The 19,659-nt window shown below is 69.4% G+C and carries 24 protein-coding genes and 1 pseudogene; 5 read left to right on the forward strand and 20 right to left on the reverse strand.

Going from position 1 to position 19,659, the window contains the following annotated elements; genetic code table 11:
* Positions 1 to 174 precede the first annotated feature (174 nt).
* The 13 genes from NQ165_RS04450 to NQ165_RS04510 form a co-directional block, all read right to left on the reverse strand.
* On the reverse strand, positions 175 to 960 hold the full coding sequence (locus NQ165_RS04450) for an ABC transporter ATP-binding protein (protein ID WP_257531649.1): 786 nt from the start codon (positions 958 to 960) through the stop codon (positions 175 to 177).
* Positions 957 to 1,781, reverse strand: coding sequence for an ABC transporter ATP-binding protein (locus tag NQ165_RS04455; RefSeq protein WP_257531651.1), 825 nt, complete (start codon positions 1,779 to 1,781; stop codon positions 957 to 959). The genes NQ165_RS04450 and NQ165_RS04455 overlap by 4 nt, the downstream gene beginning before the upstream one ends.
* Positions 1,778 to 2,653, reverse strand: a complete 876-nt coding sequence (locus tag NQ165_RS04460) for an ABC transporter permease (protein WP_257531654.1) — start codon at positions 2,651 to 2,653, stop codon at positions 1,778 to 1,780. The genes NQ165_RS04455 and NQ165_RS04460 overlap by 4 nt, the downstream gene beginning before the upstream one ends.
* Positions 2,650 to 3,597 (reverse strand): ABC transporter permease, encoded by a 948-nt coding sequence (locus NQ165_RS04465; protein WP_306816371.1) that lies wholly within the window; start codon positions 3,595 to 3,597, stop codon positions 2,650 to 2,652. The genes NQ165_RS04460 and NQ165_RS04465 overlap by 4 nt, the downstream gene beginning before the upstream one ends.
* A gap of 34 nt (positions 3,598 to 3,631) precedes the next feature.
* Entirely contained in the window at positions 3,632 to 5,146 is a 1,515-nt protein-coding gene (locus NQ165_RS04470) for an ABC transporter substrate-binding protein (protein ID WP_257531656.1), read from the reverse strand.
* A gap of 89 nt (positions 5,147 to 5,235) precedes the next feature.
* Positions 5,236 to 5,988, reverse strand: a complete 753-nt coding sequence (locus NQ165_RS04475; RefSeq protein ID WP_257531659.1) for a DUF1684 domain-containing protein — start codon at positions 5,986 to 5,988, stop codon at positions 5,236 to 5,238.
* Positions 5,989 to 6,513: 525 nt separating this feature from the next.
* Positions 6,514 to 7,284, reverse strand: coding sequence for an LLM class flavin-dependent oxidoreductase (locus NQ165_RS04480; RefSeq protein ID WP_257531661.1), 771 nt, complete (start codon positions 7,282 to 7,284; stop codon positions 6,514 to 6,516).
* Between the two features lies 1 nt (position 7,285).
* Positions 7,286 to 7,693 (reverse strand): hypothetical protein, encoded by a 408-nt coding sequence (locus NQ165_RS04485; RefSeq protein ID WP_257531663.1) that lies wholly within the window; start codon positions 7,691 to 7,693, stop codon positions 7,286 to 7,288.
* Positions 7,694 to 7,727: 34 nt separating this feature from the next.
* Positions 7,728 to 8,192, reverse strand: coding sequence for a DUF3817 domain-containing protein (locus NQ165_RS04490; RefSeq protein WP_257531665.1), 465 nt, complete (start codon positions 8,190 to 8,192; stop codon positions 7,728 to 7,730).
* Between the two features lie 9 nt (positions 8,193 to 8,201).
* On the reverse strand, positions 8,202 to 8,639 hold the full coding sequence (locus NQ165_RS04495) for a MarR family winged helix-turn-helix transcriptional regulator (RefSeq protein WP_257531667.1): 438 nt from the start codon (positions 8,637 to 8,639) through the stop codon (positions 8,202 to 8,204).
* Positions 8,640 to 8,713: 74 nt separating this feature from the next.
* Complete coding sequence (locus NQ165_RS04500) at positions 8,714 to 8,863, reverse strand: hypothetical protein (protein ID WP_257531670.1); 150 nt, start codon at positions 8,861 to 8,863, stop codon at positions 8,714 to 8,716.
* Between the two features lie 117 nt (positions 8,864 to 8,980).
* Positions 8,981 to 9,313: an ATP-dependent DNA ligase gene (locus NQ165_RS04505; RefSeq protein WP_257531672.1), complete on the reverse strand. Its 333-nt coding sequence runs from the start codon at positions 9,311 to 9,313 to the stop codon at positions 8,981 to 8,983.
* A 78-nt stretch (positions 9,314 to 9,391) separates the two neighbouring features.
* Entirely contained in the window at positions 9,392 to 9,661 is a 270-nt protein-coding gene (locus NQ165_RS04510; protein WP_257531788.1) for a hypothetical protein, read from the reverse strand.
* Between the two features lie 148 nt (positions 9,662 to 9,809).
* Here NQ165_RS04510 and NQ165_RS04515 point away from each other — a divergent pair, with 148 nt between their 5' ends.
* Positions 9,810 to 10,475 (forward strand): SDR family oxidoreductase, encoded by a 666-nt coding sequence (locus tag NQ165_RS04515; protein ID WP_257531674.1) that lies wholly within the window; start codon positions 9,810 to 9,812, stop codon positions 10,473 to 10,475.
* A gap of 9 nt (positions 10,476 to 10,484) precedes the next feature.
* Here the strand turns inward: NQ165_RS04515 and NQ165_RS04520 are convergent, their stop codons facing one another.
* Positions 10,485 to 10,775, reverse strand: coding sequence for a DUF4287 domain-containing protein (locus NQ165_RS04520; protein WP_257531676.1), 291 nt, complete (start codon positions 10,773 to 10,775; stop codon positions 10,485 to 10,487).
* Positions 10,776 to 10,785: 10 nt separating this feature from the next.
* Complete coding sequence (locus NQ165_RS04525; protein ID WP_257531678.1) at positions 10,786 to 11,169, reverse strand: cupin domain-containing protein; 384 nt, start codon at positions 11,167 to 11,169, stop codon at positions 10,786 to 10,788.
* Between the two features lie 154 nt (positions 11,170 to 11,323).
* On the opposite strand from NQ165_RS04525, the gene NQ165_RS04530 reads away from it, so the two are divergent.
* Positions 11,324 to 11,695 carry a VOC family protein gene (locus tag NQ165_RS04530; RefSeq protein ID WP_257531680.1) on the forward strand — a complete coding sequence of 124 codons (372 nt, stop codon included), beginning with the start codon at positions 11,324 to 11,326 and terminating at the stop codon, positions 11,693 to 11,695.
* Between the two features lie 43 nt (positions 11,696 to 11,738).
* On the opposite strand, the gene NQ165_RS04535 is transcribed toward NQ165_RS04530, so the two are convergent.
* The gene (locus NQ165_RS04535; protein ID WP_257531682.1) at positions 11,739 to 13,259 is read right to left on the reverse strand and encodes an ATP-dependent DNA ligase; all 1,521 of its coding nucleotides are present in this window, start codon (positions 13,257 to 13,259) and stop codon (positions 11,739 to 11,741) included.
* Positions 13,260 to 13,392: 133 nt separating this feature from the next.
* On the opposite strand from NQ165_RS04535, the gene NQ165_RS04540 reads away from it, so the two are divergent.
* On the forward strand, positions 13,393 to 14,031 hold the full coding sequence (locus NQ165_RS04540) for a DUF6226 family protein (RefSeq protein ID WP_257531684.1): 639 nt from the start codon (positions 13,393 to 13,395) through the stop codon (positions 14,029 to 14,031).
* 231 nt (positions 14,032 to 14,262) lie between these two features.
* Here NQ165_RS04540 and NQ165_RS04545 read toward each other — a convergent pair whose 3' ends face one another.
* Positions 14,263 to 15,240 carry an acetylxylan esterase gene (locus NQ165_RS04545; protein ID WP_257531687.1) on the reverse strand — a complete coding sequence of 326 codons (978 nt, stop codon included), beginning with the start codon at positions 15,238 to 15,240 and terminating at the stop codon, positions 14,263 to 14,265.
* A 590-nt stretch (positions 15,241 to 15,830) separates the two neighbouring features.
* Between NQ165_RS04545 and NQ165_RS04550 the strand changes: the two genes are divergently transcribed.
* Together NQ165_RS04550 and NQ165_RS04555 are read left to right on the forward strand one after the other, a co-directional pair.
* On the forward strand, positions 15,831 to 16,028 hold the full coding sequence (locus NQ165_RS04550) for a hypothetical protein (RefSeq protein WP_257531689.1): 198 nt from the start codon (positions 15,831 to 15,833) through the stop codon (positions 16,026 to 16,028).
* Between the two features lie 753 nt (positions 16,029 to 16,781).
* Positions 16,782 to 17,960 carry an IS3 family transposase gene (locus tag NQ165_RS04555; RefSeq protein ID WP_257531691.1) on the forward strand — a complete coding sequence of 393 codons (1,179 nt, stop codon included), beginning with the start codon at positions 16,782 to 16,784 and terminating at the stop codon, positions 17,958 to 17,960.
* A 280-nt stretch (positions 17,961 to 18,240) separates the two neighbouring features.
* On the opposite strand, the pseudogene NQ165_RS04560 reads toward NQ165_RS04555, so the two are convergent.
* The 3 genes and pseudogenes from NQ165_RS04560 to NQ165_RS04570 all read right to left on the reverse strand — a co-directional run.
* Positions 18,241 to 18,420, reverse strand: a pseudogene (locus NQ165_RS04560) (integrase core domain-containing protein); the annotation flags it as partial.
* A 47-nt stretch (positions 18,421 to 18,467) separates the two neighbouring features.
* On the reverse strand, positions 18,468 to 18,842 hold the full coding sequence (locus tag NQ165_RS04565) for a DUF5956 family protein (protein ID WP_257531693.1): 375 nt from the start codon (positions 18,840 to 18,842) through the stop codon (positions 18,468 to 18,470).
* A 53-nt stretch (positions 18,843 to 18,895) separates the two neighbouring features.
* The coding region (locus NQ165_RS04570; protein ID WP_257531695.1) for a hypothetical protein at positions 18,896 to 19,659 on the reverse strand (764 nt) is incomplete at its 5' end.

Consider the following 19,659-nt stretch of genomic DNA (forward strand, 5'->3'; position numbering starts at 1 on the left):
CCCACCCCGGTCGTTGAGCGAGGGCGCGCAGCGCCCGAGACGAAACGCCCTAACCCCGTTCCGTCTCCCTCCGCTCGCTCAACGACCGCGCAGCGCCCACCCCGGTCGTTGAGCGAGGGCGCGCAGCGCCCGAGACGAAACGCCCCAACCGCGTTTCGACTCCGCTCCGCTCGCTCAACGACCCGCGGGTCGCGGCAGGCGCGGCACCGAGGCCAGCAGGCGGCGCGTGTAGGGGTGCTCGGGCTCCGAGAGCAGGCGGGCGGTCGGCCCCTCCTCCACGATGCGCCCGGACTCCAGCACCGCCATGCGTGCGCACAGCGCCGACACGATCGTGAGGTCGTGCGAGACGAGCAGCATGCCGATCCCCTGCTCGCGGGACAGCCGCTGGAACAGCTCGATCACGTGCATGCGCACCGAGGTGTCCAAGGCGCTCACCGGTTCGTCCGCAAGGATCAGCCGTGGCCGGGGCGCCAGCGCGCGGGCGATCGCGATGCGCTGCCGCTGTCCGCCGGAGAAGGCGTCGGGGTAGCGCGTCGCGGCATCCGCCGGCAGATCGACCGCCGCGAGCAGCTCCGCCACCCGCGCCGCGCGGCCCGCACGGTCGGTCGTGACGCGCAGCGACCGCAGCGGCTCGGCGATGGACTCCCCGACCGTCATGCGGGGATCCAACGACGAGAACGGATCCTGGTACACCGGCTGCACCGCGCGGCGGAACCGCCGCATCTCCGCGCCCGACCGGCGGTCCAGCGGGGTGCCGTCGAAGAGCACGCGCCCGCCGGTGGGCGACTGCAGGCCCAGCAGCAGCCGCAGCAGCGAGGTCTTGCCCGCCCCGGACTCGCCGACGAGCCCCAGGCTCTCGCCCGGCGCGAGCGACAGCGACACGTCGCGCAGCACCGGTCGCCCGCGCCCGTAGGCGAAGTCGATCCCCTCAGCCGCCAGCAGCGGCGTCACCCCGGTCATGCGCGACCTCCGACGCGGGGCAGGAACTCGTCGAGCCGCCGGGATGCCGCGACGAGCTGGGCCGTGTAGGGGTCACGGGGCGCGGTGAGGATCTGCGCGGTGTCGCCCAGCTCCACCTGGCGTCCGTTGCGCATCACCAGCACACGGTCGGCGATGGTCGACACCACCGGCAGGTCGTGGCTGATGAACAGCAGCGTCATCCCGCGGTCGGTGACCTCCCGCTGCAGCAGCTCGAGGATGCCGGCTTGCACCGTGACGTCGAGGGCGGTCGTCGGCTCGTCGGCGATGAGCAGCCGGGGGCCCGCGGCCAGCGCCAGGGCGATCGCGACGCGCTGGCGCTGCCCACCCGAGATCTCGTGGATGTACGACCGGGCGATGCGCTCCGGTTCGGCCAGCTGCACGTCGGCCAGGGCGTCGAGGACCGCTCGTCGCAGCGCCTCGCCATGCAGCCCGCGATGATGAGCCAACGGCCACGCGATCTGCTTGCCCACCCGCATGAGGGGGTCCAGCGACGCCAGCGGCTCCTGGAAGACCGCGCTCATCGTCGTGCCGCGCACGCGATCGAGCCGCCGCGATGCGGTGCCGACGACCTCGACGACGTCGTGGCCGGTGTCCACGCGCACCGATCCGCGGGCGGCCAGCGGGTGCGCGAGAAGCCCGAGCGCCGCCAGCGCCGTCAGGGACTTGCCCGACCCCGATTCGCCGATGATCCCGAGCCGCTCCCCCGGTTCCAGTGCCACGTCCACCGCGTGCACGAGGTCGACCAGTTGCGGTCCCTCGAGGCGCACACCGAGGCCCTCGATCGCCAGCAACGGGGTCATCGGATGCTCCGGGAGGTCGGATCGGCGATGTCGCGCAAGCCGTCGGCCAGCAGGTTCACACCGATGATGAGGGCCACCAGCAGGATGCCGGGGAGGATCGCGGCGGTCGGCGCGACGAGCACCGTGCTCTGCGCCTCCTGCAGCATGCGGCCCCACGACGCGTTCGGCGGCGGCGACCCGAGCCCGAGGTACGACAGCGACGCCTCCGCGCCCACCGCGCCGCCGAACTGCAGGGCCAGCGGCACGATGAGCGTGGGCCAGACGTTGCGCAGCACGTGCAGGCGCAGGATGCCGAGGGTGCCGGTGCCGGAGGTGCGTGCCGCGGTGACGAAGTCCATCGCCATCACGCGGGTCGCGGTGATGCGGGTGAGCCGGGCGATCACGGCCGCTCCCGCCAGTCCGATGGCGAGGATGGCCGAGTCCAGCGAGGCACCGCGCCACGCGACGATGAGCATCGCCAGCAGCAGCGTCGGGAAGGCGATCGCGATGTCGAGCAGGCTCGAGATCGCGTCGTCGACCCAGCGGCGGGCGGCGGCGGCGGCCAGCCCCAGGGCGATGCCGAGGAGGGCGGCGATGATCACCGACCCGAAGCCGACGGCGAGGGCCAGGCGCGCGCCGATCATGAGCTGCGTGAACAGGTCGCGGCCGAGCCGGTCGGTGCCGGCCCAGTGCTCCGCCGACGGCGGCTGCAGGCGACCGCCACCGGTGTCGTCGTAGGCGAAGGGGGTCCAGAACACCGACACCAGTCCGATGACGGCGATGAGCCCGAACAGGATGCCGCCGACGGCCAGGTTGATCGAGCGTCGGGTGCGGCGCCGCACGGTCGGCGCGATCGGCGGTGCGTCCGGGGTGGGGAGGATCGTGGTCGTCATGCGGCCGCCTTCACCCGACGGTTGCCCGACAGCGAATCGCGCAGCCGCGGGTCGATGAGGCGCTGCAGCACGTCGGCGAGGAATCCGAGCAGCAGCACCAGGGCGGTGGAGAAGAGCAGCACGCCCTGCACGCTCGGGAAGTCCTGCTCCTTGATGCCCACGAGCAGCATGTCACCCAGGCCCGGCAGCGCGAAGACGCGCTCGATGATGACGGCGCCGACGAAGGTCGTCGACAGCTGGATCGCGAGGATCGAGATGAGCGGCACGACGCCGTTGCGCACGCCGTGGCGCCAGAGCGCCGTGGCGAAGCTCTGGCCCGTGGCGCGGGCGGCGCGCAGGTACTGCTGCCCGAGGATGTCGAGCGTGGCGCTGCGCACGTACCGCGCGAGGTCGCTGCCGGCGACGATCGCGATCGTGATCACCGGAAGTGTCAGCGCGTACAGCGCGGCGCCGGGGTCCTCCCAGTCGGTGCGGGGGAAGCCGCCGGCGGGGAACATCCGCCATCCCAGCGACAGCACCGCCACGAGCAGGATCCCCACCCAGAACACCGGGATCGCGCCGCCCAGCTGCGACACCGCCGAGAACGCGGTGCCGTACCAGGTGCGCGACTTCCAGGCGGCGAAGAAGCCCACGGGCACGGCGATGAGCACCGACAGCAGGAACGACAGCAGCGTCAGCGGCAGGGTGACGTTGAGCCGCCGCACGATCTCGTCGCCGACGTCGAGGTGGTTGGTGAACGACTGCCCGAGATCGAAGGACAGCAGCTGGCCGAGGTACGACAGGAACTGCTCCCAGATCGGGCGGTCCACCCCGAGCCGGGTGGCGGCCGCGGCGATCTCGGCATCCGTCGCGCCGACCGAGATCAACGCGAACACGGGGTTGCCCAGCACCCGGAGCACGACGAACAGGATCGTCACCGCCAGCGCGAACGCCAGCAGCAGCAATCCTGTCCGTCGAAGCAGATACCGGGCGATCGCGCTATGCCTTAGTGATGTCGTACACGTAGAAGAGGGAGTTCAGTCCATTCTGCGGCACGCCCGTCACGCCCTCCGCTGCGATGCGCAGCTGCGGGTTCAGGTACAGCCAGATGCTGGCGGCGTCATCGGAGATCTGCTGGTTCGCCTGCGCGATGAGCTCGGTCTGCTCCTCGACGCTGGATGCCGCCTCGGACGCGGCCAGCCAGGTCTGCACGTCGGCGTTGTCGTAGCCCCAGTAGAAGTCGGGGTTGCCGTAGAAGTTGATGTCGCGGTCGTTGACGTGACCCTGCAGCGTGGCCTCGAAGTTCTTGTCGGTGTAGACCTTCTGGTACCACTCGTCGTCGGTGATGATGTTGATGTCGACGGTGATGCCGACCTTCGCCAGCTCCGACTTGAGGAACTCCGCCACGGTCGAGTGCACGCCCGAGTCCGGGGTGTCGATGGTGAAGGCGAACCCGTCGGCGTAGCCCGCGTCGGCGAGCAGCTGCGCCGACAGCTCGGGGTCGTACGGGTTGTTGTCGGCGAGGTCGAGGTACCAGGGCTCCGACGGGGGCACCATCGAGCCGATCAGTTCGCCGCGGCCGTCCCAGATGGCGTCGAGCAGCTTCTCGCGGTCGATCGCGGAGTACACCGCCTTGCGCACGTTGACGTTGCTGAACGGCTCGATGCGGTCGTTGAACGCCAGCAGCTCCTTGGTGGTGGAGGTGCCCTCGATGATCTGGAAGCCGGCCGCCTCGAACTCGGTGAGGCTGTCGGGGTTGGACTGGCTCGTGACGAGGTCGACGGCGCCGGTCAGCAGCGCGTTGTTCAACGCGGTGGGGTCGGCGTAGTACTGGTAGACCACCCCGCCGTTGGCCGGGGCGTCGCCCCAGTAGTCCTCGTTCACCTCGAGGGTGATGGAGTCGCCCTTGCGGTAGTCGGCGAGGGCGTAGGGGCCGGTGCCGTCGGCGCTGGTGGTGAGCTCACCGGCCTCGTCGTTGACGATCCAGACGTAGCCGAGGTTGTAGGTGAAACTGATCGACGGCTGCGTCAGCGTGACGGCGACGGTGTTGTCGTCGACGACGTCGACGCTGTCGATCACGCTCAGCTGGCGCTTGCGCGCGGCGATGGAGTCCTCCCCCACGAAGCGCTCGAGGCTGTACTTCACATCGTCGGCCGTCAGCGGGTCGCCGGAGTGGAACGCGGCGTCGGCGAGGGTGAAGGTGTAGACGAGGCCGTCGTCGGAGACCTCGGTCTCGGTCGCCAGCAGCGGCTCGACCTCGGCGTCGTCGGTGATGCGGAACAGGCCCTCGTAGACGTTGCCCGTGAACACCTCGGTGACGCCGGAGGAGCCACCGAAGATCTGGTCCAGGTTGGTCGGCTCGTTCTGCGAGCCGATGACGATCTCGGCGGCGGGGTCGGGCGCGCCCGAGCCCGACGTCGAGGTGTCGCCCGCGGCGCAGCCCGAGAGGACGAGCAGACCGGCGGATGCCGCGGCGGACGCGGTGAGGAGGCGGGTGAGACGGCGTGAAGTCACGTCGGGTCCTTTGCTGTGGGGGGAACGCGGTCGGCGCGGGCGCCGGGTGTCGGTGAGCGGAAGGGGAAGGGGAAGGGGAAGGGAGGACGTCAGAGGGTGAAGCCGTCGGCGAAGCGCACGCGCCTCTCGCCCGCGCGCAGCGCGAACGGCAGCCGGTTCTGCGCCGGCGGCAGCGGACAGTTCATCTGGTTGGAGAACCCGCAGGGCGGCACGGTGGCGCGGTTGAAGTCGACCGTCAGGGCGACGCTGTCGCCGGGGCGCAGGTCGCGGGACTCGGCCGGCCGGTCGAGGAAGAGGAAGCGGCCGGCGCCGTACGTCTCGACGCCGTTGGTGCGGTCGCCGAACACCAGCTGCAGCTTGGCGGTGCCGCCGTAGACGGTGTCGAACGCGTTCAGCCGGTACTCCGTGCCGTCGACGGTGAACACCAGGTCGCCCGAGACGGGAAGGCCGCGCGTGGCACCGGCATCCTTGATGTGCTCGAACGGCACGACCCGCTGCTCGTCGACGAGCTCGAAGCGTCCCTCGAGGACCCAGGCCGGGTCGTACGGGTACCGGTCGATGTCTTCGAAGGCCTGCTGCGCCGGCGAGTCCTGCCGCCAGATGCGGTAGCCCTCCTGCGGCAGTCCGGTGTCGATGTCGGTGCGCTGCAGCCGGGTGAACAGCGCCGTAGCCGGGTGGCCCTCGCGGGCGACGGCCTCATCGACCGCGGGCTCACCGGGAGGCGACCAGTGCGTGAGCACGAGCGAGAGCGCGCCCTGCGCACCCGTGACGGTCTCGCGGCGCGCGCGCGCCCATTCTGCGTAGCTGTCGGACGCTGTTGTGATCGTTTCGGTGCTCACCATGACAGGTAACCAAACGCAGGGGCCGCACAATAATTCCGTTGCCTCATGTTTCGCCGTCCCGGTCGTCGAGCGAGGACGCGCAGCGCCCGAGACGAAACGCCCCAACCACCCGGTCGTCGAGCGAGGACGCGCAGCGCCCGAGACGAAACGCCCCAACCACCCGGTCGTCGAGCGAGGACGCGCAGCGCCCGAGACGAAACGCCGCAACCGCGCAGGGAACCTCGTTTCGTCTCGCTCCGCTCGCTCAACGACCCGCACCCACCCCACCGGTCGTTGAGCGAGGACGCGCAGCGCCCGAGACGAAACGCCGCAACCGCGCAGGGAACCCCGTTTCGTCTCGCTCCGCTCGCTCAACGGCCCGCACCCACCCCACCGGTCGTTGAGCGAGGACGCGCAGCGCCCGAGACGAAACGCCGCAACCGCGCGGGGAACCCCGTTTCGTCTCGCTCCGCTCGCTCAACGGCCCGGGGCGCTCCGCTCGCTCAACGGCCCGGGGCGCTCCGCTCGCTCAACGACCCGGGGCGCTCAACGACCGGCGCGCCTGCGGGCGATGACGGTGGCGAACGACACGTAGTCGGCGGCTGCGTCTCCCGCCGTGATGGCGCGCAGCACCACTTCGTCGACGGCCGCTTCATAGGCGGCAACCGCCGCGCCCAGGTCGGCCGAACTGTGGATGACGGTGCGCGCGGGGTCGAGTCCCAGCCGCGCGAAGTGGGCGGCGTACGCGGGATAGCCGGCGTAGCGGGCGGTCTCGGCGCGCAGGGCGGGGTCGGCGGCTGCATCGACCGCGGTGCGCACATACAAGGCGACCGTGCTCGAGCCGGCCGCCGCATGCGCTTCGACCGCCTGCACGGCGGCCGTCGCGGGGTCGAGCCAGCTCAGCAGCACCCCGTCCGCCTGCTCCGCGGCCTGCCGGCGCATGCGAGGTCCGAGCGCGCCCACCACGACCCGCGCGGTGGTGCGCTCACGCAGGGCCGCCGCCGCGTCGCCGACGCGCGCCAGGGCGCCCGCACGCAAGCCGCCCGACCCGATGCCGAGGGTGAGCCGGTGCTGCGGCAGACCGAGCCGCTCCATTGCGTCGACGATGTCGTCGGGGTCACGTCTGTCGATCGGCAGCACGCCGGTCGACAGCACGAGTCGCTCGGATGCCGCGGCAGCCGCGGCGAGCACCGGCAGCGCGTCGACGCCGGGAGTGTCGTTCACCCAGAGCGCATGGAAGCCGTTCTCTTCGAGCACGGGCGCGAGGGCCGCGGCGACCTGCGGTCCCGCGGCGGCGGCGATGCCGATCGACAGCATGTCAGCGGCTCCTTTCGGGCGCGGTGGCCCATAGCGACCAGGCGACCAGCAGCGGCTGCAGGAACAGCCGCAGCAGGCGGACGCGGTCGGTGCGCAGGCCCGGCGCCGGAGTGCCGGTGCGCCACTGGTGCACGTTGCCGGGGAACACCGCGACGAAGAACGCCGCCACCGCCATGCCGACCCGGCGCCGCTCGTGCGGCAGCGCCACCACCCCGGCGCTCAACACCAGCTCGGCGGCCCCCGACGACACCACGATCATGTCCTTGTCGGTGTGCAGCAGCCGGGTCGCCCACGGCGGCACGGCGATGCGGAACCCGCGGCGCAGCCAGAACAGGTGGGCCAGGCCCGCTGCGGCGAGGAGCGCCGCCAGCGCCCAGCGGGCGAGGGGGCGGAGGATCGGCGTCGACACGCCACCCATCCTGGCATCCGCCCGGCGGCGTGGATCAGTGGCGTCCGCCGGGAGGGCCGATGATGAGCAGCACGGTGAACACCACGATCACCGCGGCCAGCAGCGCCAACCCGAACAGCAGTGGCCGGCGCAGCAGGGCGCGCAGCAGCCGATCGTGCCAGGCGCGTTCGCGGGGGTCGCCGGTCTCCTCCAGCCGCCACTCGCCGTTCAGTCGGCCGCGGCGGTCCAGCCACATCTCGACCGGGATCGTCGCATACGGGATCACGGCGGAAATCACGGCGACCGCCGTCGGTCCGGGCTTCCACCGGTTGTTCTTGGACACCAGAATCGCCGTCGCCCCGTACGAGATGAAGACGAATCCATGGATGCTGCCGCCGATCGTGGCGGCGATGTCCAGGTCCATCGTGGCGCGCAGGATGAGTCCGGCGATCAGCAGCGTCCACGAGACGGCCTCGGCGAACGCGAACGTGCGGAAGAGCCTGCGCGGAGTACGGAACATTCCTTCAGTCTATCTGAAGGAATGTTCCGGATCGTCACCGTCGGGCCGCTCGTGCAGCCCTTCCAGAGCGGTCGCGAGCGTGGGCAGGGATGCGGTGAATGTGGCATCCAGTGACGCCAGCAGCGCGACTGCCGCGTCGAGCGCCCGTCGGCCCTTGGGCGTCACCCGCAGGTCCGACGCCGAACCGGCGTGCGCCATCGCGTCGGTCACCATGCCGTCGTCGGCGAGGGCGCGCACGGCGGTGTGCGCCGTCTGCACGGTGATCTGGCTGCGGCGGGCGAGTTCGCTGAACGAGATGCCCGGCTCCGCGCCGACGTGGGCGAGGAGCGCGTACTTCCGGGTCGTCAGCCCGATGGACTTCAGCGCAGCCCCCAGCCGGGCATCCCACAGCGCAGAGACGGTCAGCAGCGCGATGACGGGGCTGAACGGTGGTCGCTCGACGCTCATCGCGACTCCTCCTCCGCTCGGACCGACACTCGATGCTATCGAGCCGGAGGGAGGGCTCTCGCGCACCACGGCCCTCAGTCCGTGACCACCTCGCCGTCGCCGTCCACCATGGGCGGCGCGTCTTCGGCATCCAGCCGCGCGTCGACGTCGTCGGGCTCGGCGGCATCGGTCGTGTCGGGCTCCGGGCCAGGGGTGATCGGCGGCAGGCTGCGATCGTCATCCATGCGGTCCATCAGAGCGCACGGCGACCGGCGGATGCAACGACTTGACACGGAGCAGGCCCGGGGACGCGCCCTGTCGCGCGGCGCGCTGCGACGGATCCACCAGCCCGCCGGCCCGGGTCAACCCAGCAGGACCCGCTCGACGTCGCTCTCTGACAGCTGTGGCTCGGGAACGGCATAGAGGCCACGCGGCGAGTTCGCCGTCGCGGCGAGCGCGTCGATCCAGGCCCGGTTGATGCGGGGCTCGCGGCTGCCGCTGAACTTGAACGTCAACGATGCCCCCGGGTGGATCCACAGGGCGGTACGGCCACCCCCCAGGCTCGAGTCCTCCCGCCAGGTGAAGAAGAACCCTTCGGAGCGACGGAGCTTCGCGCCGATCACCACCTGCAGATGGGCGAGCAGGCGATCATCGAAGGTCGCGCTGGTCTGCGAGTTGTAGGTGAACTTGCCCATCGGGTCCTACCGTCCTGTGCGCGGCGGCGCACGAGCTCTGTCCGTGTCCTGGTGAGCCGCTGCGAAGGCGGCCCGCACTCACAAGTCGAAGAACCCACCGAACGGGTCTTCGTCGTCCCCCGTGTCACGAGCGTCGAACTGCACCGTCTCCTCGGCGATGACGACCTCGGTGCGGGGTGAGACGAGCACCGCAACCGAACGGTTGCCCACCACAGTGAAGTCCACAAACCGGCCGCCTTCGCGTGAGGCGCTCTCCATTTGACGTCGGAGTTCGTTGAGATCCGCACCCTGCGCCAGAAGATAGCCCTCCCCGTTGATCCGCACTTCGGTCCGAACCATCGTCTGCATCTCCGTCACGCCCCCATGCTACGTGACCGGACGAAGCGCCATGGAGGTCTTGCGCCCGGCAGGCTAGGCGACTAGGACGGCCGCGCCTCGTCCGTTGACAACGGCGCGCGCCGCGAAGGCCACGCCCCCGCGGCCCTAGCATCGAGCCATGTCCCTCGCCCTCCTCACCGGCGCCGCGCGCGCGAACAGCATCGCCGCCGGTGTCGCACCGCGCCTCGTCGCCGACGGCTGGCATGTCGTCACGAGCGACCTCACCGCCGCGGACTACCCAGCGGACCTGTCTGACCCCGCCTCCCCCGCTGCCGTGATCGAAGCCGTGCGTGGCGACCATGGACCCATCGACGCCCTCATCCTCAGCCACGCGCACGACATCGAGTCCGGCATCCTCGACACCACCGCGGAGAGCTTCGACCGCCACATCGCGGTCAACGCCCGCGCAAGCCTGCTGCTGATCGCCGCATTCGCCCGGCAGGCGCCACCGACGGGCGGCGCGATCGTCGCGTTCACGAGCGACCACACCACCGGCAACCTCCCCTACGGCGTCTCCAAGGGGGCGCTGGACCGCATCGTCATGTCCGCCGCACGCGAGCTGGGTCCCCGTGGCATCTCAGCGAACGTCGTCAACCCCGGACCGATCGACACCGGCTGGATGGACGACGAGACGCGTACCACCCTGACCGGTATGCACCCGCTCGGGCGCATGGGTACGCCCCGCGACATCGGCGGAGTCGTGGCCTTTCTGCTCTCGCCGGAGGGACGCTGGGTCACCGGTCAGCTGCTGCACACCGACGGCGGGTTCTCGGCGCGGTTCTGATCCGCCGCCTCAGGGATGCGGGTTCGTCGCCGCCCCGTCGAGCCACAGCGTGTCGGTGGGGTCTGAGTGCGTGCCGCCGCTGCCGACGTGCTTCGCGCTGATCTGCGGTCCCTTCGTGATGACATGGACGATGGCCATGGCGTGGCCGCGGCCGAGTGCATAGTCATCGGCGAGCCACCGCACGATCGCACCGGCAGGGGTCGACGAATCGAACCCCTGCTGCCCGGCGATCTCCACCAACTGGCGCGGGGTGAGCCCGGTCTTCTTCTCGACAGCGTCGAGGTACGCCTGGAACGACATGTGCTCTCCTTCACTCTGTCAGCGAGGGGATGTCGAGGGTGCCGCGCGAATCCCACCATTCCTGGATGATCACCGGCGACGCGTGCATGCACACGATCCGCAGCCGCGACGAGCCCGAGTTGACGAAGCGATGCCAGGTCCACAGCGGCGCGGTCACCGTGTCGCCCTCCGTCGCCCGAAAGACGCGATCGCCGATCGTCACCTCGGCCTCGCCCTCCAGCACGATCCATGTCTCGGTGTACGGATGCCGGTGCAACTCCGGCCCCTGGCCGGGGTCATTGTCGACGAAGAAGTACGACAGGCCCGCACCGTGCTCGCGGCCGACGAACCGGCGCGTGCGGCCGCTGCCGATGCGCAGCGCTTGAGCGGGGATCGGTTGCAGAACGTCTTCCATCGTTCCCTCCAGAGCATCGTCGCTGCTCCGAGCGTGGCACACGCCGGCCCGCGGCCCAAGACCCGGCCGCTCCCCCGGACATGATCTGTCCGGATATGCGCGTAGCGTGCGCCGGACAGCGATCCCGCCGGGATCCCAGGCCGAGGGGCACGCCATGGACTGGAGGATCGAGCTCATCTTCGTGCCGGTCACGGACGTCGATCGGGCGAAGGACTTCTACGTGAAGATCGGCTTCCACGCCGATCACGACCAGGTCCCGTATGAGGGGCCGCGGTTCGTGCAGCTGACTCCGCCCGGATCGGCGTGCTCGATCGCGTTCGGCACCGGGCTGGGCTCTCGGATGCAGCCGGGCAGCCAGGATTCCATCCAGGTCGTCGTGCCCGATGCCGATGAGGCGCTGGCCCAGCTGCGCCGCGCGGGCGTCGCGGCGCAGGGGGTCGACGAGCAGGCGTGGGGCCGGTTCGTGACGTTCGACGACCCGGACGGGAACACCTGGACCTTGCAGCAGTTGCCGTCCCGCGACTGACCTGCGGGAGCACCCGCCGCGGCGCGCGCGACCCCGCCCCCGGCTACCGCAGCAGGCCGCGCAGCGCCTGGATCGTGTCGGCATCCTCGGGCCGCTTGTCATCGCGGTATGCCTTGACGCGCGCGAAGCGCAGCGCGATCCCGCCGGGATAGCGGGGCGAGCGCTGCACGCCGTCGATCGCGATCTCGACCACGGTGACGGGTTCGACCCACACCGTGCCGGGGGTGCGATGGGTTTCGATCGTCGGGAAGTGCGCGGTCTGCCAGCGCAGCGTGGCATCCGTCAGCCCTTTGAAGGTCTTGCCGACCATGACGAAGCCGCCGGGTTCGCCGAACTCGCCGACGGGGTCGAGCGCGCCGAGATGGATGTTCGAGAGCAGGCCCGCGCGGCGTCCCGATCCCGCCTCCACGGCCAGCACCACGAGATCGAAGGTGTGAACGGGCTTGACCTTGATCCAGCTCGCCCCGCGGCGGCCCGCCGCATAGGTCGAGTCGATGGCCTTGACGACGACGCCCTCATGGCCGGCGGCGAGCGCCTCACGGCTCACCCGTTCGGCCACCTCGGGATCGGACGTGACCTCGCCGCGGACGCGATGGTCCGGCGCGATCTGCGCGAGCACTGCCCTGCGGGCGCGCAGCGGCTCGTCGATGAGATCCCGGCCGTCCAGGTGCAGCACGTCGAAGAACCAGGGATGCAGCACCAGCTCGCGCGCCGCCTCGGCGCCGAACCGCGCCATCGTCTCCTGGAAGGGGCGCGGCGCCTCGTTTTCGTCGAGGGCGAGTGTCTCACCATCGAGCACGACGTCGTGCACCGGCATGGCCCGCACGATGTCGGCGATCTCGGGCAGCCGGTGAGTGATGTCGGCGAGGTTGCGGGTGAAGATGCGCACGTCGTCGCCGCTGCGGTGCACCTGGATGCGCGCGCCATCGAGCTTGTACTCGACGGAGGCCTCCCCCACCGTGGCGATCGCCTCCGCGACGGTGCTCGCTGTGCTCGCGAGCATCGGGAGCACGGCCCGCCCCACGACCAGGCCGGTCTCCTCCAGGTCGACCTCGGTGCCGTGCAGCGCGATACGAGCCGTCTCACCGAGGTCGCCCGAGAGCATGGCCGCGCGCCTTACCGCGGTGAGCGGTCGGTCGGCGGCCGCGGCGATCGCATCGGTGACCACTCCCTCGAGCGCGCCGGTGCGCATCTCCCCCAACAGCGCTCTGCGAAGGAAGTCCTGCTCCCCCGCGGTGGCGCGGCCGAGCATCCCGGTGAGCGCGGCGGAGCGACGCGCCGCCGACCCGGGACCGGATGCCGCCGCCAGCAGGTCCAGCGCGGTGTCGACCTCGGCGATCGTCAGGGCGGGCTCTTCCGCCGGCGCGACGGCCGTCGACGCGAGACCGCGCCACCCGACGCCGAGTCGTCCCTGACGGGGCTTGCCCAGCAGCAGCCCCAGTGCCGGGGCGAGTTCGTCGGCCTCGAGCCGGCGTAGCAGCGTGGCGAGCGCCTCGACTTTCGTCCGCCGCGATCGCGTGGCCGTCAGGGCATCGGCGGTGTCGACGAGCTCGGCGAGCAGCATGCGGTCAGTCTGCCACCGGCATCCGACGCCCCGCGCCGTCACGGACCAGGACGGCGCGGGCGTCGGATGCCGGTGGGACGCGGAGCTCGACCGGGACCCCGCCGTGCGACAGGATGACGTGGTGAGCTCCTACGTGCGCCCCGCCATCGACGAGCGGACGTTCCGGGACGCCGATGGGCACGTCATCGACTACGGGAATCGGTGGGACGGTTCGCCCCCGGAGGACACCTACTCGGTGGACACGCATCCCGAGCGCTTCGCGCCCCTCCACCTCGTCGCTGAAGCGCTCATCGCGCATCTCCGGGCTACCTACGACGTCGAGATCGATGAGGGCGCTGAGACAGCGGCGGATCTGCTGAGCCCGGCATTTCACGACGTGGTGCGCGCGGCGCGCATACGGCCGAACGATCCGGCGTGCGCGGCTCTGACGCTGGTCTTCACGTCGTACCCGGGGGTCATGATGCATGCGGGCTTGCTGCACGACTTCCACTACCCGGTCTGCGGCTGCGACGCCTGCGACTCGAACTGGCAGGCAGAGGCCGACCAACTCGAGCAACAGGTGTTCGCCATAGTCAGCGGCAACTACCGGGAGACCGTCGAACGAGGACTTCGTCCCTGGGTCGACTTCGCTTTCACCTATCCCGACGGCGCGAGCAGCGGGCGATCCCGCACCCAAGACCTCCCCGCTGAACGGCTCAGGGCCGCGAAACGCGTGCTCCGCGACCTCCCCGAAGGCTGGGCGGCCTGGCCTCGCGCGACGTCGGCTTCCTGACCTACGGCGTGGCCACCCGCAGCCTGGCATCGTTCGCGTCTGCTCACCGGGATTCGCGACCCTGCACGATCCGCGCCCCACGCCCGCTCCGCTCTTCTGCCCGCGAAACGAAAGCCGGCTCCCGCCCTCGCCGCCGCACCGGCGCTCGCCGACCTGAGGCATCAATCGGAGGTGCAGAGCCGGCCGTCCTCCGCCACCTCAGCCTGAGACCGGCGCCTGAGACCGCGCCGGTCAGCAGCCGAGGGCGGCGAGGAAGGCGGCCTGCTCGGGGAACCGGTAGACCTCGCCGCCCTCGTGCCGGTTGAAGCCGTACACGTCGATGCGACGGTCTGCCGTGGCGAGGTGGTTGAAGGCGGCGAACACCGTCGATGGCGGGCAGGTGTCGTCGAGGATCGCTGTGGAGTACAGCGCCGGCACGGAGGACCGCCGCGCGAAGTTGACGCCGTCGACGTACGAGAGCGTGTCGAACACGCGCTCGGCATCACCGGTGCCGCGGTGTACGGCGAGATAGCGCACGATCTCGGCGTAAGGGTCCGTGTCAGTCATCCCCACCGCCCGCTCAAAGTGGCAGAGGAAGGGCACGTCCGGCATCGCGGCGACCAGCCGCGGGTGCAGGCCGCTCACCGCGACGGTGAGCCCGCCGCCCTGACTGATGCCCGTGATGGCGACCCGGTCCGGGTCGACGCCGTCGAGGCCGAGCGCCGCGTCCACGCAACGCACGGCGTCGGTGATGAGCCGGCGGTAGTAGTAGTCCTCGGCATCCTCGATGCCCCGCGTCATGAGTCCCGGCACGCTGGGACCGGTGCCGTGCGGATCGGCCGTGTCCCCGCCGCCGCCCCATGTGGCGCCCTGCCCGCGCGTGTCCATGACGATGTGCGCACGACCGGATGCCGCCCACGCGAGGCGCTCGTGCGGCAGGCCGCGTCCGCCGCCGTAGCCGAGGAACTCGACGACCGTGGGCAGGCGTCCCGCGACGCCCGCCGGGCGGAGGTACCAGGCGCGGATCGGGTCGCCGCCGAAGCCGGGGAAGACGAGGTCGTGCACCTCGATGTGCCGCAGCGGCGTGGCCACGGGGGTGAGCACGGCGGCGTCGCCGACCGCCCGCGCCTCGGTCAGCGTGCGCTCCCAGAAGGCGTCGAAGTCGGCGGGTTCGCGGACCTCGGGCCGGTAGGTCCGCAGCTCGGATTCGGGCAGGTCGAAGCGTGGCACGGCGATCCTTCCGGTAACGCCCTCGGCGGCGTGGGTCGAGCCTAGCCACGTCGGCGTCGGCCGTCACGGCCCTCTGCGTCAGCGGGGGGTTGCGGACGCTGAGCGCCTGTGGACAGCTTCTGCGGCGTGAGCGGCGCATGGGTGATGATCCGTTCGCCGCAATCGTCCGCGCGGGCCGCACGCGAGTCGTCTCGCGGACCGGGTAAGGCCACCGCTCCGCATTGCTCGCAACCCAGGAATTACGCCGGAGAGCATCCCCCCCGTGGCTGGTGCGGCCACTACGTTCCTCGGCTCCCACCCGCACCCGTCGGTCGATCACGCGGACGATGGGATCTTCTGGCCCCCGAAACATGGACTACTGAGTGGTGACCACATCAACCGCACGAAATTGTTCACCTTGCCGATTGCTATGCGCTAGCTTTTAGGCACGCGTCATGCAGATTGGACCGCTGACACGGGACGTTCATTGGGGAACGTCGACCGGTTGGGGGCAGTGTGTCGGCACGTACGCGCGGGGATGGTTGGCGACGACATCTCTCGAGAGGCACCGCGGCCGCAGCCATTGCTTCACCTGTTCATAGGGAGCGAGCGTGACTCAAGATAAGGCGCGCACATTTGTGTTCTGGGTGTTCTCGGTCATCGCCGTGATGTTTATCGTTGCCGGAGGATGGGCCCTTTTCGCCGGCAGGGACTCTTGGTTTCTTACCTTCGTATCAGGCCCGGTGCTCATAGCCATCGGGGTGGCCACTCTTGTGGTCTTCCTGCGTTACCGCGCTGGCCAGAAGTAGAGGAGATATCGACGACTGAAGGAAGACGCTTGCTGTTCTGGCAGGGATCACGGGCGCGTGCGGCTTCGGCGTCGCCCGCGTGTCTTGGGGCACCCCGGGTGGCTGGCTGGGCGTGGCGACATGTCTGGCCGCGGCCACCTGGGTCGTCATACTGCTCAGGGGAAACCGGCGGAGCAGGGGTTGATGGGGGCCTCAGCGACGCGGCCGGGGAGCACCCGGTCGGTGCCCGTCCCCCCTAGAGTGAGGCTTCATGCGCGAGTCTGAGCGGTCGCTTCATGAGCGGGTGGCGTCCGGAAGTCGAGACGATAGATGGGACCTGGCTGGGCGGGAAGATCTGCCCGAGAGCGTCTACGGGGCACTGGCCGAATCTCACGATCTCGGCGTGTTAGCAAGTCTCACCCAGAATGTGGCGACGCCACATACGGTGCTACGCCACTTGGCCGCTCGAACAGATGAGATCGGTGAGCGGGCCAAACTGAACCCATCCGGGCCAATCGATCTCAAAGACGATTCGCCACTCGGCTCCCACTCGTACGACTCAGTGGCGAAGTATCTAGAAGCGCGGTCGGCTACCGCTGATCAGCGACGCGAGTTCCTCAAGAGGTACGAGCAGTCGCCCCACCCAGGAGGCGATCGTCTCGGGGATGTGTGGTGTGACGTGTCAACGACCATCCCAGGTAAGTGGTCATGCCCCAGTTCCCCGGAGCGATTGGTTGAGAGGATGTGGCTGCTTCTGAGAGGAGAAGTGGTCGTATGCCAAGACCGTATCCGTCCGAGTTCCGCGAGCGTGCGCTGGAGCTGGTGAGGTCGGGACGCACCGTCGTCGACGTTGCCGCGGCACTCGGGATCGCGCAGTCGTGCCTGTATCGATGGAAGCAGCAAGATCTCGTCGACCGAGGTCTGAGACCGGTGACCGGCCGAGCGCCGTCGGCCGAGCTGACTGCCGCGAACAGGCGCATCCGTGAGTTGGAGGAAGAGAACAAGATCCTCCGTAGAGCGGCCGCAGCTGTGGAGCAGGTGGTGCCCCCAAAAGAGCGGTTCCGTCTCGTGGGCGAGCTCCACGCTGACGGAGTCCGCGTCCGGAAGGCCTGCCTCGCGTTGGGTGTTTCCACATCGGGATACTACGAGTGGAAATCGCGGGCACCGTCGGCGAGATCGATCAGGCACGCGTGGCTGACCGACCTGATCGGACAGATCCACGAGGCGTCCTACGGCACCTACGGCCGGATGCGGGTACGCGCCGAGCTGCAGCGGTCGCACGAGGTCACCGTCGGCCAGAACACCGTCGGGCTGTTGATGCGGCGATCCGGGCTTGTCGGGCTCCCGTTGCGACGACGGTCCAAGCGTGTCCCCAACCAGGTGACTGTCACGGACCTGGTCCGTCGCCGTTTCCACGCAGACGGGCCCGACCGACTCTGGGTGACCGACATAACAGAGCATCCGACACGGGAAGGAAAGCTGTACTGCTGCGTCGTCCTCGACGTTTTCAGCCGTCGCGTCGTGGGATGGGCGATAGACACCACACAGCGCGCGGAACTCGCCACGAACGCACTCGGCATGGCGATCGACTCACGTCGGCCCTCCCCGGGAACGATCATCCACGGGGATCACGGCACGCAATTCACCTCGTGGGCATTCACCTCGCGCGCGAGGAACGCCGGGCTGCTGCCGTCGCTCGGAACCGTCGGTGACCCCTACGACAACGCAGTCGTCGAGTCGTTCTGGGCGCGCATGCAAGTCGAGCTATTGAACCGACGCCGCTGGGTGACCAGGGTCGAGCTTGCCAACGCGATCTTCGAGTACATCGAGGGCTTCCATAACCGCCGGCGACGCCACGGCGCACTCGGCTGGGACACCCCGCTAGAGTTCGAAACCAGACACCGTCAACTAGCCACAACTCCTCAGCTCAAGTTCCGGGGAACTGGGTCATGACCACCGTGTCCACCGAACCGGGTTCAGCTCCCAACCCTGGGTGCAGCCGCTTCTTCGACTCGCCCACCAGCGCGGCAAGACATCCGAGAGCGTTGCCCTCTGGATGATGACGCCGACGACGTTCCTCGACCCTGCGCGCGGCAGACCGGTCGACCACCTCGAAGATCCGGATCTCGTTCTCGATCTAGCTCGCCAGAACTGGACGGTCGAGTGGTAACCGCGCTTCCCCACCGCATGGCGACACAACAGGTGCCGTGCCCGTCCCGCGGGGGGAGCGGGACTAGGTGTTCTTCCTCGTGAGGTTGTGAACGCGTTCGGCGGGGGTTGAGCCTCCGAGCCCGGTGTGGGGTCGATGGTGATTGTAGTGATGCAGCCAGTTGTCATAGGTCGCCGCGCGAGCGGCGTCTGACCGGCAGGTCCGGGCGTAGGGCCACTCTCTGGCGAGGGTCCGGTTGAAGCGCCGTGCGCCCAGCTGGGATTGTGTGTCCAGCTGGGCGCACAGAGCCCTCAGTCCAACGGCCCGAGGATCCGCTCAAGCTGGGTGCGCAGATCCGCGAGGACTTCTGGGGCGCTCGCTTCTGACTCATGACGGACTTCCGGCCCGTTGACTGCTGACCAGAGGTCCCCCTCGGACACCTCGGGTGGCAGGTACAGCCGCCATTCGTCCGCCGCTGGGGGTGCAGGAATACCGAAGTCTGCCAGGAACTCCGTCAGGTGTTCCTGGATCTCGTCCCGCTCGGTGTCGCTCGGGCGCCGGGAGACCGGCGGTTGGCCGTGGACCGCTTCGACGACGTCATCGAACTGGCGGGGTACTCGCTGCACATGCCTAGGACCGGCGAGATACGCGATCAGAGAGTGTCGCAGGTGTGGGCCAAGCACCACCGAAGCGCCCTTCCGGGGAGGGGTGCTCGGCATCTCTTCCCAGCGACTGCCGCTCAAGGGAACGTGCAGTTTCCGGTTCCGGAAGGGCACTTGAACGCGAGGCCTGAGAGCGTGGGAAGCGGCAGAACCGGAGCCCCAGTCGGCGTAACTCGACCCGTCACCTTGTCGTTGTACGTCCCTTGTTGCGTCAGCTTGTTGCCCTGCACCACCGGACCGAGCCAAGAGCTGCTCACGCTCACGATGCCGTCTTCCTTATCTGCGAACTTCGATCCGCACCCGAAAGCATTGCCTGCGTGGACGCACTCGATTGCGAGATTGGTGAACTTCAAGGATGCGCCAAGATCGCGGAAGATTTTGACCTGTCCTCTCGATGAGCGACCGTTCAGGTTGCTGTAGATCACGATGTCAAACGAGCCGGATACGCCCTGCGTATTGCCCCAGGCGACGTTTCCTTTCGTCTTGGAGATATAGCTGCTCTGCCTTGAGGTACAGATTGTACCTTGTTCGCACCAATAGTTGTCGGGGTCCGACAGCGACAACGGCGAAACCTGAGCGCCAGGCGACGTCTCGATGACCTCAGTCGGGGCGACTATCTCACTCACGACCTCCAGGTCATCCTGCCCATCTGCCGACTCTTCGTAGTAACTCAACGTGCCCCCGAGGCAGGTCCACACCTCCAGGGCTCGATCAACTGAATCGGCCTGACTTTCGTTCCGTTCTTCAAGTAAGGATGGAACACGATGAACAGGAAGTATTCCCCGGAGATGCGTGAGCGGGCGCTCAGGATGCTCGCGGAGACGCGGCCGTCGCACCCGAC

The sequence above is a fragment of the Microbacterium sp. zg.Y1084 genome (genome assembly GCF_024623595.1).
In the GTDB taxonomy this organism is placed as follows: domain Bacteria; phylum Actinomycetota; class Actinomycetes; order Actinomycetales; family Microbacteriaceae; genus Microbacterium; species Microbacterium wangruii.